The organism is Geothrix sp. SG200, from assembly GCF_022808935.1.
Lineage (GTDB): Bacteria > Acidobacteriota > Holophagae > Holophagales > Holophagaceae > Geothrix > Geothrix alkalitolerans.
Window position 1 is genome coordinate 128,038 of sequence record NZ_JAKZFR010000002.1, and the last position, 19,494, is coordinate 147,531.

General features: G+C 65.8%; 15 protein-coding genes. 10 read left to right on the plus strand and 5 right to left on the minus strand.

The annotated features are described in order from the left end of the window. Positions 1-5: 5 nt before the first annotated feature. Positions 6-1,076, plus strand: coding sequence for a DUF3187 family protein (locus tag ML539_RS05915; RefSeq protein WP_243321610.1), 1,071 nt, complete (start codon positions 6-8; stop codon positions 1,074-1,076). Positions 1,077-1,111: 35 nt separating this feature from the next. Then, positions 1,112-2,032, plus strand: a complete 921-nt coding sequence (locus ML539_RS05920; protein ID WP_243321613.1) for a class I fructose-bisphosphate aldolase — start codon at positions 1,112-1,114, stop codon at positions 2,030-2,032. Positions 2,033-2,141: 109 nt separating this feature from the next. Here the strand turns inward: ML539_RS05920 and ML539_RS05925 are convergent, their stop codons facing one another. The 3 genes from ML539_RS05925 to ML539_RS05935 form a co-directional block, all read right to left on the minus strand. Further along, complete coding sequence (locus tag ML539_RS05925) at positions 2,142-3,710, minus strand: peptide chain release factor 3 (RefSeq protein WP_243321615.1); 1,569 nt, start codon at positions 3,708-3,710, stop codon at positions 2,142-2,144. 104 nt (positions 3,711-3,814) lie between these two features. Further along, positions 3,815-5,887: a S9 family peptidase gene (locus tag ML539_RS05930; RefSeq protein WP_243321617.1), complete on the minus strand. Its 2,073-nt coding sequence runs from the start codon at positions 5,885-5,887 to the stop codon at positions 3,815-3,817. Between the two features lie 138 nt (positions 5,888-6,025). Further along, entirely contained in the window at positions 6,026-8,449 is a 2,424-nt protein-coding gene (locus tag ML539_RS05935) for a sodium-translocating pyrophosphatase (RefSeq protein WP_243321619.1), read from the minus strand. Between the two features lie 444 nt (positions 8,450-8,893). Between ML539_RS05935 and ML539_RS05940 the strand changes: the two genes are divergently transcribed. From ML539_RS05940 to ML539_RS05950, 3 genes are read left to right on the plus strand one after another with little or no spacing between them, the layout of a single operon-like run. Continuing rightward, positions 8,894-9,589: a succinate dehydrogenase cytochrome b subunit gene (locus ML539_RS05940; protein WP_243321621.1), complete on the plus strand. Its 696-nt coding sequence runs from the start codon at positions 8,894-8,896 to the stop codon at positions 9,587-9,589. Positions 9,590-9,605: 16 nt separating this feature from the next. Continuing rightward, positions 9,606-11,525 (plus strand): fumarate reductase/succinate dehydrogenase flavoprotein subunit, encoded by a 1,920-nt coding sequence (locus tag ML539_RS05945; protein WP_243321623.1) that lies wholly within the window; start codon positions 9,606-9,608, stop codon positions 11,523-11,525. A gap of 11 nt (positions 11,526-11,536) precedes the next feature. Then, entirely contained in the window at positions 11,537-12,322 is a 786-nt protein-coding gene (locus ML539_RS05950) for a succinate dehydrogenase/fumarate reductase iron-sulfur subunit (protein WP_243293532.1), read from the plus strand. A gap of 66 nt (positions 12,323-12,388) precedes the next feature. On the opposite strand, the gene tatA is transcribed toward ML539_RS05950, so the two are convergent. Then, positions 12,389-12,574 (minus strand): twin-arginine translocase TatA/TatE family subunit, encoded by a 186-nt coding sequence (gene tatA, locus ML539_RS05955; RefSeq protein ID WP_279341527.1) that lies wholly within the window; start codon positions 12,572-12,574, stop codon positions 12,389-12,391. A gap of 79 nt (positions 12,575-12,653) precedes the next feature. After that, entirely contained in the window at positions 12,654-14,546 is a 1,893-nt protein-coding gene (locus ML539_RS05960; protein WP_243321629.1) for an APC family permease, read from the minus strand. A gap of 256 nt (positions 14,547-14,802) precedes the next feature. On the opposite strand from ML539_RS05960, the gene ML539_RS05965 reads away from it, so the two are divergent. From ML539_RS05965 to kdpC, 5 genes are read left to right on the plus strand one after another with little or no spacing between them, the layout of a single operon-like run. Then, positions 14,803-14,997: a hypothetical protein gene (locus tag ML539_RS05965; protein ID WP_243321631.1), complete on the plus strand. Its 195-nt coding sequence runs from the start codon at positions 14,803-14,805 to the stop codon at positions 14,995-14,997. Then, positions 14,994-15,086, plus strand: a complete 93-nt coding sequence (gene kdpF / locus ML539_RS05970; protein WP_243293527.1) for a K(+)-transporting ATPase subunit F — start codon at positions 14,994-14,996, stop codon at positions 15,084-15,086. Before ML539_RS05965 ends, kdpF begins: the two co-directional genes overlap by 4 nt. Next, positions 15,083-16,789 carry a potassium-transporting ATPase subunit KdpA gene (gene kdpA / locus ML539_RS05975; RefSeq protein WP_243321634.1) on the plus strand — a complete coding sequence of 569 codons (1,707 nt, stop codon included), beginning with the start codon at positions 15,083-15,085 and terminating at the stop codon, positions 16,787-16,789. The genes kdpF and kdpA overlap by 4 nt, the downstream gene beginning before the upstream one ends. Next, the gene (kdpB, locus tag ML539_RS05980; protein ID WP_243321637.1) at positions 16,786-18,864 is read left to right on the plus strand and encodes a potassium-transporting ATPase subunit KdpB; all 2,079 of its coding nucleotides are present in this window, start codon (positions 16,786-16,788) and stop codon (positions 18,862-18,864) included. Before kdpA ends, kdpB begins: the two co-directional genes overlap by 4 nt. Before the next feature lie 8 nt (positions 18,865-18,872). After that, positions 18,873-19,484, plus strand: coding sequence for a potassium-transporting ATPase subunit KdpC (gene kdpC / locus ML539_RS05985; RefSeq protein ID WP_243321639.1), 612 nt, complete (start codon positions 18,873-18,875; stop codon positions 19,482-19,484). Positions 19,485-19,494: the final 10 nt, after the last annotated feature.

Here is a 19,494-nt window from a genome sequence, read left to right on the forward strand (position 1 = left end):
AGGCCATGCAACGCCGCGCGGCTCTTGCCCTCGTGGCCTTCCTGCGACTGGCGGCCGAGGAGCCCCTTCACGAGATGGGCCCCTTCCCCACCCGGGAGATGTTCCCCCTCTACTTGCCCACCATGGCCTACCAGCCGGTGGACCCCGTTCCCCTCGGGCGCGGCCGCTGGCGGTGGGCCCTGCACTGGATCGAGGCCAACACCTTCCAGTTCTCGGACATCTTCGAGCAGTATGGCCCACGCGACGCGGTGGGCCGCGTCGCGGTCACCCAAGCCGCTTTCGCCGCGGCGGCCGCGGCCTACCCCGACGCACCGACGCTGTATTTCTTCGACGAGGAGATCGCGCGCTTCGAGGTGGAGGGAAGATATGGGCTGTCGGACCAGACCGACCTCTGGATCCGCATGCCCGTGCAGAACCACACGGGCGGCTTCCTCGACCCTCTCATCGAGACCTTCCACAAGCTCGGCTTCGAGCAGTACGGCCGGGCCCTCGTCCTGCAGAACCAGGTGGCCCTGGCGGTGGCCCGCCACGGCCAGGTGGTCTTCTACACGGACGAGCGCATCCTGGGGAAAACCCAGGATCCCGTCCTGGGCCTCACCCACCGTCTGCTGGCGACGCCCACATGGACGCTCTCCACCACGGTCAGCGTCAAGCCGCCCCTCACCCACACCTACGATGTCTACCGGTCGGGCTGGGACCAGACCTACGGCCTCACCGGCGCCTGGCGTCTTCCCGGGCGGCATGCCTTCTATTTCGGCGCCGGATTCGTCCACCGCCCCCACGGGAGTCCGGAATACACGGACATCGGATTCAAGGATGGGGTCGGGGCCCACGCCACCTGGGAGTACCGCCGCTGGCCGCGGGTCCAGCCCTTCCTCCAGCTCTATTGGCAGAGCGGCTACCTCCCGCGGCAACCCTACCAGCACTTCGACCAGCCCAGCCTCCAGCACGATCTGGGGGTGCACTGGCACTGGACGCCCCGCACCACCTTGACCTTCCGCTACCTGAACAACATCTCCCACTGGGGGAACACCGCGGACATGGGCCTTGGCGCGAGCCTGACGGCGCATTTCTAGGTAGAATGGCCGTTTGAATCCATGCGAGGTGCCCCATGGCCACGGCCAAAGTCCGCGAGATCCTGTCCTGGTACAGCTCTGAAAACCCCGGCGTGAAGGCCAATCTCGCCCGGATGATGAACACCGGCCGCCTGGCCGGCACCGGCAAGTTCGTGATCCTGCCCGTGGACCAGGGCTTCGAGCACGGTCCCGCCCGCAGCTTCGCGCCCAACCCGGCCGGCTACGATCCCCGCTACCACGTGGAGCTGGCCATCGAGGCCGGCTGCAACGCCTACGCCGCGCCCCTGGGCTTCATCGAGCACGTGGCCTCTGACTATGCCGGCGACATCCCCCTCATCCTCAAGCTCAACAACAGCGACATCCTCAGCAAGGGCCACGAGCCCTGCAGCGCCATCACAGGCAGCGTGGAGGACGCCCTGCGCCTGGGCTGCGCCGCCATCGGCTACACCATCTACCCCGGCAGCGGCGACCGCAACATCCAGTACGAAAGCCTGCGGGAGCTGATCCTCGAGGCCAAGGCCGTGGGGCTGCCCACCGTCGTCTGGTCCTATCCCCGCGGGGCGGGCCTCACCAAGGAAGGTGAGACCGCCGTGGACGTGGCCGGGTACGCCGCCCAGATCGCCGCCCAGCTCGGCGCCCACATCATCAAGGTGAAGCCCCCCAAGCAGCACCTCGAGGTGAAGGAAGCCGCCGCGGCCTTCGAGAAGGCCCAGATCCCCACCGAGACCCTGGCCGACCGGGTGAAGGAAGTGGTCCGCAGCGCCTTCAACGGCCGCCGCATCATCATCTTCAGCGGCGGCGAGGCCAAGGGCACCGAGGCGGTGCTCCAGGAAGTGGCCGAACTGGCCAAGGGCGGGGCCTTTGGCAGCATCATGGGCCGCAACGCCTTCCAGCGGCCGAAGGCCGAGGCCATCCAGCTCCTGCACGCGGTGATGGACATCTTCGCGAAGGCGTGAACCAGAAAACCGCGAAAGACGCGAACAAAGCCGATAAAGAAACCGCCACTCGAACCGGAGGTGGCGGTTTTTCGTTTCGCGAGATTCGCGACTTTCGCGGTTCCTGTCCTTACTTCGGCGGGTGCTCCAGGAACGTCAGCCCGGGACTCTTCTCGGCCGTGGTCCGCCGCTGCCAGTCGTTCTCGAAGAGGATGGCGGGGTTGCTCTCGGCGTCCTCCACCAGCTCGCCCCAGAAGCGGCTGGGCTCGGGCCAGCCGCCTTCGATCCAGCGAGCCATCTGGAAGCCGCGGGACTCCAGCAGCACAGGGCAGGCGTACTCATCCTTGAGACGGTGCTGGAGCACCTCGAACTGCAGGCGGCCGATGGCGCCGAGGATGGGCAGGGGCGCGCCGCCCTTGGGCCAGAACACCTGGACCACGCCTTCTTCCGCGATCTGGTTCAGGCCCTTCAGGAAGCCCTTGCGGGCGCCGGGGTCCGCCAGGCGCACGGAGGCGAACTGCTCGGGCGAGAAGCGCGGCACCGCGTGGAACTCGATGGGACCGGCGGCACTCAGCACATCTCCGATGCGGAAGAGGCCCGGGTTGATGAGGCCCAGGATGTCGCCGGGGTAGGCCTCGTCGACGATCTGCCGCTCGCGGCCGAAGAACATATGGGGGTAGTTCAGCTTGATGGACTTCTTCTCGCGCACATGCAGCGCGTCCATGCCCCGATCGAACTTCCCGGACACGATGCGGGCGAAGGCCACGCGGTCCCGGTGGGCCTTGTTCATGTTGGCCTGCACCTTGAACACGAAGGCCGTGAAGGGCTGCTCAGGCGCCACTTCCCCACCGTCCATCAGGGGCCTCGGGCCCGGTGCGGGCGCCAGCTCCAGGAACTCCTCCAGGAACTCCGCCACGCCGAAGTTGTTCACGGCGGAGCCGAAGAACATCGGGGACTGCTCGCCCCGCAGGAAGGCCTCCCGGTCGAAGGACGGCAGCACGTGGTCCATGAGGTCCACGTCATCCTTGAGCTGCTGGAGCTCGGCGGGCGTCAGCAGGGCGCCGATCTCGGGGTCGTCCAGTCCCCCCTGCCCGGCAACACGGGCTTTCCGGCCCGCTTTCGCCCGCTCGAAGACCTGGATCTGACCCGTGGCGCGGACGTAGACGCCCTTGAAGTCCGTGCCGGAGCCGATGGGCCAGGTCATGGGGACGGCGTGCAGGCCGAACAGCTCCTCCACCTCGTCGATGAGCTCCACGGGTTCTCGGCCGGGGCGGTCCAGCTTGTTGACGAAGGTGAAAATGGGCAGCTTGCGCTCATTGGCCACACGGAAGAGCTTCTTGGTCTGCTCTTCCACGCCCTTGGCGCAGTCCAGCAGCATCACCACGGCGTCGGCCGCCGTGAGCGCCCGGTAGGTGTCCTCGCTGAAGTCCTGGTGGCCCGGCGTATCCAGCAGGTTGATGGCCCGGCCCATGTATTCGAACTGCATGGCAGCGGAGGTGACGCTGATGCCGCGCTCCTGCTCGATGCTCATCCAGTCCGAATGGGCCGCGGCCCCGCCTTCGCGGGCCTTCACGCTGCCCGCCCGGTCGATGGCGCCGCCATAGAGCAGCAGCTTCTCCGTCAGCGTGGTCTTGCCCGCGTCAGGGTGGCTGATGATGGCGAAGGTTCGCCGCCGTTGGATTTCTTCAGAGAGGGACATGGGCTTCCGGGCATAAGAAAGGCGCGGCTTGGCCGCGCCTCTTGATTCTACTACGTTTTTCCTACCTCCAATGGGTGCTTTGCGCCCTTTGGAGGAGGAACCGCCTACTTCGTGATGCCCACCTGCTTCAGCATCCACGCCGTCTCGAAGGCCTTGTCCTTCAGGGCGTCGTAGCGGCCCGAGGCGCCGCCGTGGCCGGCGGGGTCCATCTTGATCTTCAGCAGCAGCGGGTTGGCGTCGGTCTTGAGGGTGCGGAGCTTGGCGACATACTTGGCGGGTTCCCAGTACATCACCTGGCTGTCGTTGAAGCTCGTGGTGACGAGGATGGCCGGGTAGGCCTTCTTCGCCAGGTTGTCGTAGGGGCTGTAGGCCCGCATGTAGGCGAAGGCAGCCTTCTCGTTGGGATTGCCCCACTCGAGGTACTCGCCCACGGTGAGCGGCAGGCTGGCATCCATCATGGTGTTCATGACGTCCACGAAGGGCACGGCGCTATGGACGGCCTTGAAGAGGTCGGGCCGCAGGTTGGTGACGGCGCCCATGAGCAGGCCGCCGGCGCTGCCGCCCTCGATCACCAGGCGGTCCTTGCTCGTCCACGCCTCCTTCACCAGGAACTCGGCGGAGTCGATGAAGTCGGTGAAGGTGTTCATCTTCTTCATGAGCATGCCGTCGTCGTGCCAGGCCTCGCCCATCTCGTTCCCGCCGCGGATGTGGGCGATGACGTAGACCATGCCCCGGTCCAGCAGGCTGAGGCGGGGAATGGAGAAGGTGGCGGACATGCCGAAACCGTAGGAACCGTAGGCATACAGGAAGAGCGGCGCAGAGCCGTCCCGCTTCACACCTTTCTTGTAGACCACGGACAGGGGCACCTTCGCGCCGTCCCGAGCCGTGGCCCAGAGGCGTTCCGTCGCGTACTGGGACTTGTCGTAGCCGCCCAGCACCTCGGTCTCCTTCAGGAGGGTCTGCTTCCCGGAAGCCATGTCGCAGTCGTAGATGCTCTGGGGCGTGATCATGGACTGGTAGGCGAACCGGAAGGCCCTGGCGGTGTATTCGGGCGTCCCGCCGGGGAAGGCCGCATACACCCGCTCGGGGAACGCCACATCCTTCCAGGCGCCGGTCTTGACGTCCTGAATCCTGAAGCAGTCCAGGCCTTCGTGCTTTTCGGCCACCACCAGGAAGTCGCGGAAAGGCTCGAGGCCCTCGATCAGCACATCCACCCGATGGGGGATGAAGGTCTTCCAGTGCTTGGGATCCGGCGTGGCCACCGGGGCGGTGACCACCCGGAAGTTCTTCGCCCCCTTGTTGGTGCGGATGTAGAAGGTCCCCTCCCGGTGCTCCACGTCGTACTTGTGGCCCTTTTCCCGGGGCAGGAGGACCTTGAAGGTGCCAAGGGGCTTGGACGCGGCCAGATACCGGCTCTCCCAGGTATCCGTGGACTGGCTTTCCATCAGGAGGAACTTCCGGTCCTTCGTCCGCCCCACTCCGATGCGGTACAGCTCGTCCTTCTCCTCGTAGACCAGCTCCGGCTTGCCACCCTTGAGGTCCAGCCGCCAGAGCTGGTTGGAGCGCTTGGTGACATCGTCTTCCGTGACGAAGAAGAGGTGCCGGGAATCCGCCGCCCATGTGAAGGAGGTCACCCGCTCGGCGAGCGGGCTGCTGACCTTGCCCGAGGCCAGGTCCTTCGTGAAGAGCTTGTACTGGCGGAAGCCTGTGGCATCCGTGCTGTACAGCAGGGTGCGGTCGTCGTCGCTCACGGACATGCCGCCCAGGCCCAGGAACTTCAGCCCCTTCGCCAGCTCGTTCTGATCCAGCAGGACCTCTTCGGCGGTCTTCTCGTCGTAGGCCCCGTCCTTTCCAGCCTTCCGGCGGCACTGGATGGGGTACTGCTTCCCCTCTTCCGTGCGGGCGTAGTAGTAGAAGGCACCGCGGCGGACAGGGACGCTGAGATCCGTCTGCTTGATGCGGCCCAGCATCTCCTTGTAGAGAGCCTCGGAGAAGGGCTGGAGGTCCTTGGTCATGGCCTCGGTGTAGGCGTTCTCGGCATTCAGGTAGGCCACCACCTCGGGATTGGCCTTCTCCCGCAGCCAGAACCAGGGATCGTTCACCGTCTCCCCATGCCAGAGGCTCGTGTGGGCCTTCTGAGGGGCGACGGGAGGCTTGGGGGCAGGATCGGCAGCCATGAGCAATCCGCAGGCGAGTAAGGTAACGGGAATATGAAATAATCGGTGCATGGAAATACCCTCACGACACAAGGTATCACACAAGAAGGGGCCCCGCAGGGCCCCTTCTTGTGTTCGTCCGCCTCGACGGCGGAGGTCCTACTTCGCTTCCACGACGGGGATGCGCATGCCGTAGAAGGAGCGCCACACGAACACGGCCGAGATCAGGAAGAAGATCAGGGCGGCGACGTGGGCCGTGGCGGGGTCGAGGGTGATGGCCAGCTCCACGGCCAGGAGGCCGAAGAGGGTCGTGAACTTGATGACCGGGTTCATGGCCACCGAGGAGGTGTCCTTGAAGGGATCGCCCACGGTGTCACCCACGACGCAGGCGTCGTGGAGCTCGGTGCCCTTGGCCTTCAGCTCGGTCTCCACGAGCTTCTTCGCGTTGTCCCAGGCGCCGCCGGCGTTGGCCATGAAGATGGCCTGGTAGAGGCCGAAGACGGCGATGGAGATCAGGTAGCCGATGAAGAAGTAGTGGTTCACGCAGGCGAAGGCCAGCGTGGAGAAGAACACGGCCAGGAAGATGTTGAACATGCCCTTCTGGGCGTACTGGGTGCAGATCTCCACGACCTTCTTGGAGTCCTCCACCGAGGCCTTCTCGGCGCCGGCGTCCAGGTTGATGTTCTGCTTGATGAACTCCACCGCGCGGTAGGCGCCCGTGGCCACGGCCTGGCAGGCCGCGCCGGAGAACCAGAAGATGACCGCGCCGCCGGTGACGATGCCCAGCAGGAAGAGGGGGTTCAGCAGGGACAGGCCCTCCTGCACCGCCATCTGGCCCGGCAGGGTCGGCAGCACGGAGCCGTACTTCGCGGAGAGCACCTGGATGATCGAGAAGATCAGGGTGGTGGCGCCCACCACGGCGGTGCCGATGAGCACGGGCTTGGCGGTGGCCTTGAAGGTGTTGCCCGCGCCGTCGTTCTCCTCGAGGAACATCTTGGCTTCCTCGAAGTCGGGCTTGAAGCCGAAGTCCTTCTGGATCTCCGCCTCGATGCCGGGGAGGGTCTCGATGGTGGAGAGCTCATAGACGGACTGGGCGTTGTCGGTCACGGGGCCGTAGGAGTCCACGGCGATGGTCACGGGGCCCATGCCCAGGAAGCCGAAGGCCACGAGGCCGAAGGCGAAGATGGCAGGGGCGGCCATGAAGGCGCCCAGGCCGAAGGTGGACACGTAGTAGGCGGCGCCCATGAGGACGACGATGGTGAGGCCCATCCAATAGGCGGAGAAGTAGCCCGCCACCAGGCCGCCGATGATGTTGAGCGACGCGCCGCCTTCCTTGGAGGCCGTGACGACCTCACGGACGTGGCCGGAGTTGGTGGAGGTGAAGGCCTTCACGAGCTCGGGGATCAGCGCGCCGGCTAGGGTGCCGCAGGTGATGATGGTGGAGAGCTTCCACCAGAGGCCGCCGGGCAGGTCGCTGATGAGGACCTTCGAGAGGGCATAGGTCATCACGATGGAGACGATGGAAGTCAGCCACACCAGGGAGGTGAGGGGCACTTCGAAGTCGAATTTCTTTGCGGTGGCGAACTTGGCCTTGGCCCACAGGTTGTTGATCCAGTAGGAGGCGGCGGAGGTCACGATCATGCCCACGCGCATGACGAAGATCCACACCAGCAGCGCCACCTGGATGGCCTGGTAGTTGGGTCCGGCGGTGGTGGGGTTGACGGCGAGCAGGATGAAGGTGATGAGCGCGACGCCAGTGACGCCGTAGGTCTCGAAACCATCCGCCGTGGGGCCGACAGAATCACCCGCGTTGTCACCGGTGCAGTCGGCGATGACGCCGGGGTTGCGCGCGTCGTCTTCCTTGATCTTGAAGACGATCTTCATGAGATCGGAGCCGATGTCGGCGATCTTGGTGAAGATGCCGCCCGCGATGCGGAGGGCGGCGGCGCCCAGGGACTCGCCGATGGCGAAGCCGATGAAGCACGGGCCGGCGGCATCACCGGGGATGAAGAGCAGGATGGCCAGCATGAGGACCAGTTCCACCGAGATGAGCAGCATGCCGATGGACATGCCGGCCTTGAGGGGAATGGCCATGGTGGGGAATGGCTTGCCGCCCAGGCTGGCGAAGGCCGTGCGGGAATTGGCGAAGGTGTTGATGCGGATGCCGAACCAGGCCACCGCAACGGAACCGAGGATGCCGACGATCGAGAACAGGAGGACCACGATCACCTGCGGCCAGCTCATGGCCGGGTGGGCCAGGAACCGGAAGTAGGCCACCATGATCACCGCGATGAAGGACCAGAGGATCGCGATGAACTTGATCTGGGTCATCAGGTAGGTCTTGCAGGTCTCATAGATCAGCTCGGAGATCTCGAGCATGGACTTGTGGACCGGGAGGTTTCGGATCTGGGAGTACTGCACCAGGCCGAACCCGATTCCGAGCAGGCAGATGAAGAGGCCGATGAGCAGCAGGTTGTGGCCCGTCATGCCCATGAAGCTGCCCTGCAGCGCGGGGATCTTCAGTTCCGCCTCACCGCCCGCGAAAGCCGGGGTGGAGAGCAGAAGGGCGAAGAGCGCCGTCATCCCCCCCTTGAAGAGTCTGGTCGATGCCAGAGAGTCAAGGAGACGTTTCATCGTCGCCATGGTTGTTCCTCCAGATGGGTTAAGGAGAGGGAGAATGGAAAGCTGAATCGGCTGGAAGCAGGACGGACATGGTGGCCTGTGCGGAAGCTGCACGAGCCCCACGCGGGGGCGATCCACCAAAGATCGTGTCTAGATCGGGCTTGATTTTAGCGGACGGCGGATTGCAAACGCAAGACTTCAGGCCGCCCTCCAAACCAAGGTCCCATCAGGGTGGGACTGGACGATGCCCATTGTCACAGCTTGCCTTGCTCCAGCATTAGCACTTGGGAATCGAGGATCGTCCGAAGATAATCGGGTCAGATATGGCCTCGCCATTGAAAGAGGGCCCCGCCGCCAGACGCGGGCGCTCCGACCCACCTCCCCGTTTTTCAAAGGAGTCACCCTATGTCCGTTGCTGAACAGAGCATCGCGGGCGCGGAAGCACGCGGCCACGGCTTCCTGGCCTCGTCGGTCGGCCGCAAGGTCGTCATGGCGGCCACCGGCGTCATCCTCTTCGGGTTCGTCACGGTCCACATGCTGGGCAACCTGACGTCCTACATGGGTGCCGAGGCGATGAACCACTACGCCGAGTTCCTGCACACCATGATCCACGGCATGGGCATCTGGGTGTTCCGCGCCGTGCTACTCACCGCGGTTGGTCTCCACATCTGGGCCGCCACAACCCTCACACTGGACAACATGGCCGCCCGTCCCGTCGGCTACCGGAACCAGAAGAACATCGCCTCCACCTGGGCTTCCCGCACCATGCGGTGGAGCGGCGTCATCCTTGCCGTGTTCATCGTCTACCACCTCCTGCACCTCACCACCGGCACCGTCCATCCCAACTTCGACCACGCGAACCCCTACGCCAACTTCGTGAACGGCTTCAAAGTTCCCGCCGCGGCCGCCTTCTACATCGTGGCCCAGCTCTGCCTGGGCCTGCACATGTGGCACGGCGTGTGGAGCTGCACCCAGAGCTTCGGCCTGGCCCATCCCCGCTACGACAACCTGCGGCGAAACTTTGCCACCGGCCTGACCGTCCTCGTGGTGGGCGTGAACATCTCCTATCCCATCGCCGTCCTGACCGGCTTCATCCACTGATCCCAGGGAGCGCTCCATGGAACTCAATTCCCGAATCCCAGACGGCCCCATCGACAAGAAATGGGAAAAGCACAAGTTTGACCTCAAGCTCGTGAACCCGGCCAACAAGCGCAAGTACAAGGTGCTCGTGGTGGGCTCCGGCCTGGCCGGCGGCGCCGCCGCGGCCTCCCTGGCCGAGCTCGGCTACGAGGTCGAGTGCTTCTGCTATCAGGACAGCCCCCGCCGCGCCCACTCCATCGCGGCCCAGGGCGGCATCAACGCCGCCAAGAATTACCAGAATGATGGCGACAGCGTGTACCGCCTGTTCTATGACACGGTGAAGGGCGGCGACTTCCGCGCCCGCGAGGCCAACGTGCATCGCCTGGCCGAGGTCAGCAACAACATCATCGACCAGTGCGTGGCCCAGGGCGTCCCCTTCGCCCGGGAATACGGCGGCCTGCTGGACAACCGCTCCTTCGGCGGTGCGCAGGTCAGCCGCACCTTCTATGCCCGTGGGCAGACCGGCCAGCAGCTGCTCATCGGCGCCTACCAGGCCCTGGAGCGGCAGATCGGGCTGGGCAAGGTGAAGATGTTCTCCCGCCATGAAATGCTGGAAGTGATCGTGGTGGACGGCGTGGCCAAAGGCATCGTCGTGCGCGACATGGTGACCGGCGAGGTCACCTCCCATGTCGCGGATGCGGTCTGTCTCGCGACGGGCGGCTACGGCAACGTGTTCTACCTGTCCACCAATGCCAAGGGCTGCAACGGCACGGCCGTCTGGCGCGCCTACAAGAAGGGGGCCGCCTTCGCGAACCCCTGCTTCACCCAGATCCATCCCACCTGCATCCCCGTGACCGGCGACCATCAGAGCAAGCTCACGCTCATGTCCGAGTCGCTGCGCAACGACGGCCGCATCTGGGTGCCCAAGCGCAAGGAGGACTGCGGCAAGCCCGCCTCCCAGATCCCCGAGGAGGACCGCGACTACTACCTGGAGCGCAAGTACCCCTCCTTCGGCAACCTGGCCCCCCGCGACGTCTCCAGCCGCGCCGCCAAGCAGGTCTGCGACGAGGGCCGGGGCGTCGGCCCCACCCGCCTCGGCGTCTACCTCGACTTCAGCGATGCCATCAAGCGCCTGGGCGCCGCCAAGATCGAAGAGAAGTACGGCAACCTCTTCGAGATGTATGAGCGCATCACCGACGAGAACCCCTACCAGACGCCCATGCGCATCTTCCCGGCCAGCCACTACACCATGGGCGGCCTGTGGGTGGACTACAACCTCATGAGCACCATTCCCGGCCTCTTCGTGCTGGGCGAAGCCAATTTCTCCGACCACGGCGCGAACCGCCTGGGCGCCTCGGCGCTCATGCAGGGCCTGGCGGACGGCTACTTCGTGATCCCCTACACCATCGGGGGCTACCTGGCGGGCATCAAGCCGGGCACCCGCATCAAGGCCGACGATCCCGCCGTGAAGGCCGCGGAGCAGGCGGTCACCGACCGCACGGACAAGCTCATGTCCATCGGCGGGAAGGAGACCCCGACCCACTTCCACCGCGAACTGGGCAAGGTCATGTGGGAGATGTGCGGCATGGGCCGCAACGAGGCCGGGCTGAAGAAGGCCCTCGAGCTCATCCCCCAGATCCGCGAGGAGTTCTGGAAGAACCTCCGCATCCCCGGAACCGGGAACGACGTGAACCAGTCCCTCGAAGCCGCCGGCCGCGTGGCCGACTTTCTGGAGATCGGCGAGTTGATGTGCCTGGACGCCCTCGAGCGCCGCGAGTCCTGCGGCGGCCACTTCCGAGAGGAATGGCAGACCGAGGAAGGAGAGGCCCTCCGCGACGACGAGAACTTCGCCCATGTGGCCGCCTGGGAGTACAAGGGCGAAGGACAGGCTCCGGTGCGTCACACCGAGCAGCTCTCCTTCGAGAATGTCCACCTCGCGACCCGCAGCTACAAGTGAGGACCTGAGCCATGACCAAGAACCTCAATCTCACCCTCCACGTGTGGCGGCAGAAGAATGCCAAGTGCGACGGCAAGTTCGTCGAGTACCCCGCCGCGGACATCAGCCCCGACATGTCCTTCCTGGAGATGCTCGACGTCGTGAACGAAGGTCTCATCCGCAAGGGTGAGGAACCCATCACCTTCGACCACGACTGCCGCGAGGGCATCTGCGGCACCTGCAGCATGGTGATCAACGGACGCCCCCACGGCCCCCGCGAGCGCACCACCACCTGCCAGCTGCACATGCGCAGCTTCAAGGACGGGGACAGCATCACCCTCGAGCCCTGGCGCGCCGAAGCCTTCCCGGTCATCAAGGACCTGATGGTGGACCGCGGCGCCTTCGACCGCATCATCGCGGCCGGCGGCTTCATCAGCGTGCCCACGGGCTCGCCCCAGGATGCCAACGCCCTGCCCATCCCCAAGCAGAGCGCCGACCTCTCCATGGATGCCGCCGCCTGCATCGGTTGCGGCGCCTGCGTGGCCGCCTGCCCCAACGCCAGCGCCATGCTCTTCGTCTCCGCGAAGATCAGCCACCTGGGCCACCTGCCCCAGGGCCAGCCCGAGCGCCACCTCCGCGTCCGCGACATGATCGCCCAGATGGACGCCGAGGAGTTCGGCACTTGCACCAACCACGGCGAGTGCGAAGCCGCCTGCCCCAAGGGCATCAAGATGGAGAACATCGCGCGCATGAACCGCGACTTCATCAAGGCCAGCCTCACCTACCGTCCCGCCACCAGCGGCGGCGGCGTGGGCTGAACCTGCACGAACCACAAGAAAAGCGCCCGGCCCAGCCGGGCGCTTTTTTGATGCTCCGGTTCCGGTCTACTTCTTCTCCTTGTCGTCTGTCAGGTCCTCCTTGACCGAGTCCGTCAGCTCGCGGCTGGCCTTCTTGAACTCCTGGATGCCCCTCCCGAGACTCTTGCCCAGCTCGGGGAGCCTCGAAGGCCCGAAGAAGATCAGCAGTGCGATGCCGATCAGCAGGATTTCCATCGGTCCGAGGTTTCCCATAGCGCCCTCCAGCGATACTTGGATGGTTCAAGTGTCGGCTCCGGTGCCCGCGGGGAAACCCCAGGGTCGGGCCCGCAGCCTACTCCACCAGCGGCTCCACGTGATAGGGGATGGAGATCACGATGGTCTTGGGCTTCAGGAGCAGGGTGCCCTTGATCCGCCAGGCCGTCTGGTTGTGCAGCAGGTTCGCCCACCAGTGCCCGGTGACGAACTCGGGCAGGATGACTGTGGTGGTGTACTCCGGCTCCACCTGTCGCATGCGGTCCAGCTCGTTCACGATGGGCTCGACGATCTTCCGGTAGGGGCTACGGATGGACCGGAGCGGAATCCCCTCGCAGTACCGCGGCCAGTCGGAGCGCAGCTTCTCCAGGGCGGCGCTGTCCCGGCCGTGCTCGTCGGGAAAGTCGATGGTCAGGGCCTCCACCTCGCCATGTCCGGCGATGACTTTCGCGTAGTTCAGGGCCTGCACCACGCCAGCGTGGATCCCGGAGACCAGCACGACCACACGGTTGCGGCGGGGCCCGAGGAAGTCCACCCGGCTGGCCGCGAGGATGGATTTGACCCGGATGTAGTGCCGGTGGATGTTGAAGAAGGTCACGACCATCAGCGGTACGAGCACGATGACGATCCACGCGCCGTGGGCGAACCGGGTGATGGCGATGACCAGCATGACGACAGACGTGGTGGCCGCCCCCAGCCCGTTGACCAGCGCCTTCGCCTGCCAGCCCTTCCCTTTCAGGCGGAACCACCGAAGCACCATGCCCGTCTGGCTGATGGTGAACCCCAGGAACACGCCCACGGCGTACAGCGGCAGCAGGTGGTCCTCCTTCGCCCCGAAGAGCAGAACCAGGAACCCCGCTGCCAGGGACAGGATGAAGATCCCGTTGGAGAAGACCAGGCGGTCCCCCTGGCTCGTGAACTGGCGGGGGAGGAATCCGTCGCGGGCATGGAGCGCCGCCAGCCGGGGGAAATCCGCGTAGGCCGTGTTGGCGGCAAGCGCCAGGATGGCCATGGTGAAGCCGGTGGTGACGAGGTACACGAGCTTCGGGAGTCCATGCTCCGCACCGCCCAGGATGAGCCGGGTGAGCTGGGACAGCAGGGTCTCCGGAGCATCCGGGTGGTAGGTGAGGCCGTAATGGTTCGTCAGGTAGGTGATCCCCAGGAACATCGTCCCGAGGAGCGCCACCATGCCGGTCATGGTCTTCGATGCATTGCGCGACACCGGATCCTTGAAGGCCGTGACGCCGTTGCTGATGGCCTCCACACCCGTCAGGGCGGTGCAGCCCGCGCTGTAGGCCCGGGCCAGCAGCCACACCGCCGCCAGCCGCGAGGTGCCTTCCAGGTGGGCGGTCGCGACGTGGGCAGTGGCCACGTCGTGACCCATGGCCACGTTCCAGAAGCCCTTGGCCAGCAGGCCCACGATGCAGGCCACGAAGCCGTAGGTCGGCAGCGAGAAGACAAGGCCGCTCTCCTTCACGCCCCGCAGGTTCATGAGCGCGATGAAGGCGATGATGCCCTCGGCGAGGAAGATGCGATGGGGTTCCAGCCCCGGGAAGGCTGAGACGATGGCCGAAACGCCGGCCGAAACGGACACGGCCACGGTCAGGATGTAGTCGATCAGCAGCGAGGCGCCGGCTGTCTGGGCGGCGACTTCGCCCAGATTGTCCTTGGCCACCAGGTAGGCGCCGCCGCCGCTGGGGTAGGCATGGATCGTCTGCCGGTAGCTCACATTGAGGACCAGCAGCAGGGCCACGATGCCGAGGGCCACCCACCAGGACCAGCCCAATACACCGGCCCCAAATACGGCCACGGACGCCGTGAGGGGCGCCATGATCTCCTGGGTGCCATAGGCCACGGACGACAGCGCGTCCGAGCTGAACACCGCCAGGGCGATGGGATTGCTGATCCGGGTCTCGTGGCTTTCCTCGCTGGCCAGACGCCGGCCCAGGAGGAGGGTTCTGTAATTGGGCATGACCGGGGTTCCTGGGATGGCGGGTCCAGACGGGATGACGATGGGACCGGCCCGGTCCACCTGCTCCGGGGTCGGGCCAACCGACAAGAATGGCCAGGAACGGCGTTAAGAAGGCGTTAGGAATCCAGCCTAGAACGCCTGCCCCGACGACACCTCGATCGGTCCGCCTCAACTCCTAACAGCGTCTTAACGGGGCTCGAACCATGCTGTCGGATCGGGTGCCCCCTCACGGACCAGGTCGCCCGCAGGAGTCTCTGTGCACCTCGTGATGCCATGGTTCTTCCCATTCGCCGCGTTGGCAGCCTGGCTGGGCCTCCGGGCCGCGCGCGCGCTCTGGAACGAGGGTGAGGGCGGACGCACCAGCGGCTGGTGGATGCTGATCCTGATGCTTCTTCCCTTCTTCTTCTGGTTGATCGCCCAGATCCAACCCCGGGAAGGAATGCTCCGATGAACCTCACCCTCCTGCTGGCCTCTCTCCTGGCCCTGGGCCTTCTGGGCTACCTCACCTTCGCTCTGCTGAAGCCGGAGACGTTCCAATGAGCCATGCCTGGTCCCAGAACCTGCTGTACCTGGCCCTGCTCCTGAGCCTGGCCTACCCCCTGGGAACCCACATGGCCAAGGTCCTTGAGGACGGGCGCACCCTCCTCCACCCGATCCTGCGCCCCCTCGAACGAGGCATCTATCGCCTCATGGGCATCCACGAGGACGATGAAATGGGCTGGAAGGCCTACGCCTGGTCCATCACCCTCATCAAGCTCCTCGGCCTGGCGGCGGTGTTCCTCCTGATGAAGACCCAAGCGGCCCTGCCCCTGAACCCCGAGCGCCAGGCCAACGTCGCCTCGGGCCTCTCCTTCAACACGGACGTCAGTTTCATCACCAACACCAATTGGCAGGCCTACGGCGGTGAAGCGACGCTGAGCTACCTCACCCAGATGCTGGGCCTCACGGTGCAGAACTTCATCTCCGCCGCGACCGGCATCGCGGTGCTGGCCGCGCTCGTCAGGGGCATCACGCGCCGCAGCGCCGCGGGCCTCGGGAATGCCTGGGTAGACCTGGTGCGCAGCACCCTCTATATCCTCCTACCCCTGTCCTTCGCCCTCGCCCTTTTCCTGGTCTCCCAGGGCGTCATCCAGAACCTGTCCGCCTACCTCCACACCGCTGGCGGACAGGTGCTCGCCATGGGCCCCGCGGCATCCCAGGTCGCGATCAAGATGCTCGGCACCAACGGCGGCGGGTTCTTCGGCGCCAACGCCGCCCATCCCTTCGAGAACAGCTCGCCGCTCTCGAATTTCGTCCAGATGCTGAGCATCCTCCTCATCCCCGCGGCCCTCTGCGTGACCTTCGGGCACATGGTGAAGGATCGCCGCCAGGGCTGGGCGTTGCTGGCGGCCATGACCGTGATGTTCGTCGGGGCGCTGGCCGTCTGCACGCAGGCCGAGGTGAAGGGAAACCCTGCCCTGGACGGCCTGGGGATGACCCAGGTGGCCAGCCTCGATCAGCCGGGCGGGAACATGGAGGGCAAGGAACTGCGGTTCGGGCCCGGCGGATCTGCCCTGTGGGCAACGGCGACCACGGCAGCCTCCAACGGCTCCGTGAATGCCATGCATGACTCCTTCACACCCCTGGGAGGCCTGGTCCCCCTGTGGCTCATGCAGCTGGGAGAGGTGGTCTTCGGCGGCGTCGGATCGGGGCTCTACGGCATGCTCATGTTCGCCCTGGTCGCCGTCTTCGTCGGCGGCCTCATGGTGGGCCGAACCCCCGAATACCTGGGCAAGAAGGTGGAGGCCTTCGAGATGAAGATGGCCTCCATCGCCATCCTCCTGCCTTGCGCCGCCGTGCTGATCGGGACGGCCATCTCTGTGCTCGTTCCGGCGGCCGTGGCCTCCGTGAGCAATCCCGGACCCCACGGCTTCAGCCAGATCCTCTACGCCTGGAGCAGCGCCTCCAACAACAACGGCAGCGCCTTCGCCGGCCTCAACACCAACACGCCCTTCTACAACAACGGGCTGGCCGTCGCCATGCTCCTGGGCCGCTTCGGCGTGATCTGGCCCGTGCTGGCCCTCGCCGGCTCCCTGGTGAAGAAGAAACACACACCCGAAGGCCTGGGCACCCTGCCCACACACACCCCGCTCTTCGTCGGCGTGCTCATCGGGGTGGTGCTCCTGGTGGGTGCCCTCACCTTCATTCCTGCCCTGGCCCTGGGGCCGATTGCCGAACACCTGACCCTGAGGAGCATCCGATGACCTCCCACTCGCGGCAGGACAGGCCCCTCTTCGAACCCGCCATCGCGCGGCGCGCCGTGCTGGATGCCTTCCGGAAGCTGAGCCCCCTCCACCAGCTCCGCAACCCCGTGATGTTCACGGTGTGGATCTGCAGTGCCTTCGCCACGGGCCTCTGGATCCAGGCCCTGACGGGCCGCGGAGAGGGACGCCCCGGCTTCATCCTGGCCATCTCCCTCTGGCTCTGGTTCACCCTCCTCTTCGCGAATTTCGCCGAAGCCATGGCGGAGGGTCGGGGCAAGGCCCAGGCGGATTCCCTGCGCCGGTCCAAGCGCGACGTGAAGGCCAGGCGGCTGCTCGGGTCCGACAGGACGGGGCCGCACGAGGTGGTCGATGCACCGGCCCTGCGCGTCAACGATCTCGTGCTCGTGGAAGCGGGCGAGACCATCCCCGGTGATGGAGAAGCCATCGAAGGCGTGGCTTCGGTTAATGAAAGCGCCATCACAGGCGAGAGCGCCCCGGTCATCCGGGAGAGCGGCGGCGATCGCTCCGCCGTCACCGGGGGAACCCTCGTGCTCTCCGACTGGCTGGTGATCTGCATCTCGTCCAATCCGGGCGAGAGTTTCCTGGACCGCATGATCGCCATGGTGGAGGGCGCCAAGCGCCAGAAGACGCCTAACGAGATCGCCCTCGACATCCTCCTGGCGGGGCTCACCCTAATCTTCCTGCTGGCCACCGCCACCCTTCTGCCCTACTCCGTCTTCTCCACCAAGGCCGCCGGACAGGGGCATCCCGTGACGCTGACCGCGCTGGTCTCACTGCTCGTCTGCCTCATTCCCACCACCATCGGTGGCCTCCTCAGCGCCATCGGCATCGCGGGCATGGACCGCATGATCCAGGCCAATGTCATCGCCACATCCGGGCGGGCCGTAGAGGCTGCGGGCGACGTGGATGTGCTGCTGCTGGACAAGACCGGGACCATCACCCTGGGCAACCGGCAGGCCGTGGCCTTCCTGCCCGCCGATGGCGTGGGCTTGAAGCGCCTGGCAGATGCGGCCCAGCTCTCCTCGCTGGCCGATGAGACCCCGGAAGGACGCAGCATCGTGGTGCTGGCCAAGGAACAGCACGGCCTCCGCGAGCGGGATCTCCACGCCCTGGACGCCCACTTCGTGCCCTTCACCGCCCAGACCCGGATGAGTGGCGTGAACCTGGGCACACGCCAGATCCGCAAGGGGGCCGCCTCGGCCATTGAAGCCTACGTCCAATCCCACGGCGGCACCTTCCCGGACGACCTGCGCCGGACCGTGGACCAGATCTCCATGGCCGGCGGCACCCCGCTCGTGGTGGCCGAAGGACCGCATGCCTTGGGCGTCATCCAGCTCAAGGACATCGTGAAAGGCGGCATCAAAGATCGCTTCGCGGAACTGCGGGACATGGGCATCAAGACGGTGATGATCACCGGCGACAACCCCCTCACCGCCGCCGCCATCGCCGCGGAGGCAGGGGTGGACGACTTCCTCGCCCAGGCCACACCGGAGGCGAAGCTGAAGCTCATCCGCGAATATCAGGCCGGTGGGCGGCTGGTGGCCATGACCGGGGATGGCACCAACGACGCCCCGGCCCTGGCTCAGGCCGATGTCGCCGTGGCCATGAACAGCGGCACCCAGGCTGCGAAAGAGGCAGGGAACATGGTGGATCTGGACTCCAACCCCACCAAGCTCATCGAGATCGTGGAGATCGGCAAGCAGATGCTCATGACCCGTGGTTCGCTGGCCACTTTCAGCATCGCCAACGACGTGGCCAAGTACTTCGCCATCCTGCCTGCGGCCTTCGTGGCCACCTACCCGGCCCTGGGCGCACTCAACGTCATGCGGCTCCACAGCCCCGAAAGCGCCATCCTCTCGGCGGTGATCTTCAACGCCCTCATCATCGTGGCGCTCATCCCCCTGGCGCTTCGTGGCGTGACGTACCGACCCGTGGGCGCGGCCCAGCTGCTGCAGCGGAACCTTCTGCTTTACGGGGCCGGGGGCCTGGTGGTGCCCTTCATCGGCATCAAGGCCATCGACTGGCTGCTGGTCGCCCTTCACCTCACTGCGTAGGAGACCCCATGAACTTCCAGCTCCGCCCAGCCCTCGTCGCCTTCTTCGCGCTGTCCGCCCTCACCGGCCTTGCCTACCCGCTGGGGGTCACTGGGCTGGCTGGGGCGCTCTTCCCCCACCGGGCCCAGGGCAGCCTGATCCGCAGGAATGGCCAGGTGATCGGCTCCGAGTGGATCGGCCAGTCCTTCACGGCCCCGCGCGACTTCTGGGGCCGCCCCTCCGTCACTGTCGACACCCAAGGCAGGCCCCTGCCCTACAACGGTGCCGGTAGCGGCGGGTCCAACCTGGCGCCCAGCAACCCGGATCTCCGTAAGGCCGTCCTGGATCGGATCACCACTCTCCGGACCGCAGACCCGGAGGCCACAGGCCCCGTCCCCGTGGACCTCGTCACCGCCTCGGGCAGCGGGCTGGATCCACACATCAGCCCGGCTTCCGCGCTCTTCCAGGCTCACCGGGTGGCCTTGGCGAGAGGGCTGGACGAGGCCAGGGTACGCGGCCTCGTGGCCGCTCATGTCGAAGGCCCGCAATGGGGCGTCCTGGGCGAGCCTCGGGTGAACGTCCTGAAGCTCAACCTGGCCCTTGATGACCAGTTTGGGGCAAACAACCAGAAATCCCGATAGCGTAGGGGGC

What these genes read in the sequence shown, in the direction of transcription:
- ML539_RS05915 (WP_243321610.1), top strand. Translation starts at nt 6, where the DNA reads ATGCAACGCCGCGCGGCTCTTGCCCTCGTGGCCTTCCTGCGACTGGCG.
- ML539_RS05920 (WP_243321613.1), top strand. Translation starts at nt 1,112, where the DNA reads ATGGCCACGGCCAAAGTCCGCGAGATCCTGTCCTGGTACAGCTCTGAA.
- ML539_RS05925 (WP_243321615.1), bottom strand. Translation starts at nt 3,710, where the DNA reads ATGTCCCTCTCTGAAGAAATCCAACGGCGGCGAACCTTCGCCATCATC.
- ML539_RS05930 (WP_243321617.1), bottom strand. Translation starts at nt 5,887, where the DNA reads ATGGCTGCCGATCCTGCCCCCAAGCCTCCCGTCGCCCCTCAGAAGGCC.
- ML539_RS05935 (WP_243321619.1), bottom strand. Translation starts at nt 8,449, where the DNA reads ATGACGGCGCTCTTCGCCCTTCTGCTCTCCACCCCGGCTTTCGCGGGC.
- ML539_RS05940 (WP_243321621.1), top strand. Translation starts at nt 8,894, where the DNA reads ATGTCCGTTGCTGAACAGAGCATCGCGGGCGCGGAAGCACGCGGCCAC.
- ML539_RS05945 (WP_243321623.1), top strand. Translation starts at nt 9,606, where the DNA reads ATGGAACTCAATTCCCGAATCCCAGACGGCCCCATCGACAAGAAATGG.
- ML539_RS05950 (WP_243293532.1), top strand. Translation starts at nt 11,537, where the DNA reads ATGACCAAGAACCTCAATCTCACCCTCCACGTGTGGCGGCAGAAGAAT.
- tatA (WP_279341527.1), bottom strand. Translation starts at nt 12,574, where the DNA reads ATGGGAAACCTCGGACCGATGGAAATCCTGCTGATCGGCATCGCACTG.
- ML539_RS05960 (WP_243321629.1), bottom strand. Translation starts at nt 14,546, where the DNA reads ATGCCCAATTACAGAACCCTCCTCCTGGGCCGGCGTCTGGCCAGCGAG.
- kdpF (WP_243293527.1), top strand. Translation starts at nt 14,994, where the DNA reads ATGAACCTCACCCTCCTGCTGGCCTCTCTCCTGGCCCTGGGCCTTCTG.
- kdpA (WP_243321634.1), top strand. Translation starts at nt 15,083, where the DNA reads ATGAGCCATGCCTGGTCCCAGAACCTGCTGTACCTGGCCCTGCTCCTG.
- kdpB (WP_243321637.1), top strand. Translation starts at nt 16,786, where the DNA reads ATGACCTCCCACTCGCGGCAGGACAGGCCCCTCTTCGAACCCGCCATC.
- kdpC (WP_243321639.1), top strand. Translation starts at nt 18,873, where the DNA reads ATGAACTTCCAGCTCCGCCCAGCCCTCGTCGCCTTCTTCGCGCTGTCC.